Here is a 1,849-nt window from a genome sequence, read left to right as displayed (position 1 = left end):
CGTTTGTTGAACGCATCATAGATGGCACGTGGGGTGTTGAGGTGGTCGGCGTAGACGTGGTAGATCAGCGGTTTGCTGGGGTCGCTGCTGTTGGGGCGCACCACCGCAATCGGGGTGTCGCCCAGCCAGATATGATCCTGGGTCGGGCTTTGCGTGGCTGGGTCGGCGTGTTCCGCCAGCAGGTGGCCGGCTTCGTCGTAGACGAACTGGATCGGTTTGCCATAGCTGGTCTTGATCGCCAGTTGCCCTTGCGCGTTGTAGAAGAAGCTGGTGACGCTCTGGTCGTTCTTCAAGGCGACGCGGGGGCGGCCGGCGTTATAAACCACCAAGGCAGTACTGGAGAGCTTGGTGTTAAAGCACGCTGCCGACCATTTCAGCCGGCAGGCTGGCGGCAAAAAAGCAAGCCCGGCTAGGCCGGGTAAGGGGATGACTTTATCTCAAGTTCGCTAACGGGTGATGAACCAGCCTGATCGGCCCACCCTGAAGAACCAGGCCTGAGGCGGCCGGCGACAGATCAATCACTCTGACCCCATTTATTCCTTCAGCAGGCGGTTGCTGGGTCGCATACTTCTCGACCCAGCAAGGTTTGCTACATTTCAGCAAGTCAGATGATTACGCGCGTTCAAGCAAACATAGCTATGATCATCCGAGGCTGAAGAACAGCGACAATACCGAATCAAATGCCTACAAAGGGTAATCACACTTATAAGGCAAACCGACATCTTCCAAATTAACAGATAATTCATTAAGAGTCGAGAAAAGTGATTCATTTCCAACAATAATTAAATCACGCCTATTAACAATATCCTTCTCGCATATATACTCATCAAGATCAATTAATTTATTTCTCACTTCAAAAATCCTAATCCTATATATAGGATCACTTCCATCCGGAACATGAAAAGATTTCCGGCTCAACATCTCGCGAACAGACATATTGGACAAATCCAATGGGTATACACCAATCCATGCTCTATTATTTTCATCTAGAGCTTGAATCTCAGCTGCAAGAGCCCTTTTACTATCCAGTGCATTGCAAATTCGCAAGTAATGATTCATTTTCTTCCTTTCAATCAGGGAAATATATTCTGACTACATCACCACCATGAGTGTGCACTTGCAAATGTGATTGGCCATGAGGGTACGCATCTTTCCCAATATCCCAATGATATGTCCCCTCTTTGCCACCAAAGAAATCTTTGGCCTGTGTTGGCCTAAAGCCTGATGTATTCTTATAACCTTGCCCGTGGAATTTCCCCAGGAAAAGCTCAGCAGCTTCTGCTTTACTTCCTACGCATACTTCGGTTGCCCCATTCTCAATATCTTTCGCCGCATTTTTAACCATTTTACTTGACCAAGGTATTTCCTTTAGTTTTGTAAAATTTGGATTTACAAAGTTCTTTGCAGCATCCAGGGATTTTGGGTCTCCATCACCAAATTTCCAATCCTGCCCAAATCTCCCACCTCTGCCAACCCCTCTCCCGCCAGTATTGAAGGCCCACCCGAGTGGGTCGAAAAATATCAGAGGATTCCCACCCACATACCCATAAGTATTCAACCCACCCTGCAACCCAATCGGATCACTCTGAACATACCGCCCGGTTTCCGGATTATAGGTCCGATACCAGTTATGACTCAGCTTGATGCCATTATCCCAATACTGCCCCGGGAAGCGCAGGTGGTACACGAACTGGCTGCCGTTCTTGTCGGCATCCTGATCCGGCAGGGTGTTGCCGAAGGCTTCGCTTTCCCAACGCCAGGTCAGGCGTTTGTTGAACGCGTCGTAGATGGCGCGTGGGGTGTTGAGGTGGTCGGCGTAGACGTGGTAGATCAGCGGTTTGCTGGGGTC

At 49.5% G+C, this 1,849-nt stretch carries 2 protein-coding genes and 1 pseudogene; all 3 read right to left on the bottom strand.

The genetic code is table 11. The features are described from left to right. Positions 1–395: pseudogene (locus FFS57_RS24770) on the bottom strand (hypothetical protein); the annotation flags it as partial. A 289-nt stretch (positions 396–684) separates the two neighbouring features. After that, positions 685–1,059, bottom strand: a complete 375-nt coding sequence (locus tag FFS57_RS24765) for a hypothetical protein (protein ID WP_137940490.1) — start codon at positions 1,057–1,059, stop codon at positions 685–687. A 10-nt stretch (positions 1,060–1,069) separates the two neighbouring features. Further along, a partial coding sequence (locus tag FFS57_RS24760; protein ID WP_283204937.1) for an RHS repeat domain-containing protein occupies positions 1,070–1,849 on the bottom strand: 780 nt, incomplete at its 5' end.

This window comes from Chitinivorax sp. B (genome assembly GCF_005503445.1).
GTDB lineage: Bacteria > Pseudomonadota > Gammaproteobacteria > Burkholderiales > SCOH01 > Chitinivorax.
Note: the sequence above shows the minus strand (reverse complement) of the source record. Positions and strands in the feature narration are given on the sequence as shown.

What these genes read in the sequence shown, in the direction of transcription:
- FFS57_RS24765 (WP_137940490.1), bottom strand. Translation starts at nt 1,059, where the DNA reads ATGAATCATTACTTGCGAATTTGCAATGCACTGGATAGTAAAAGGGCT.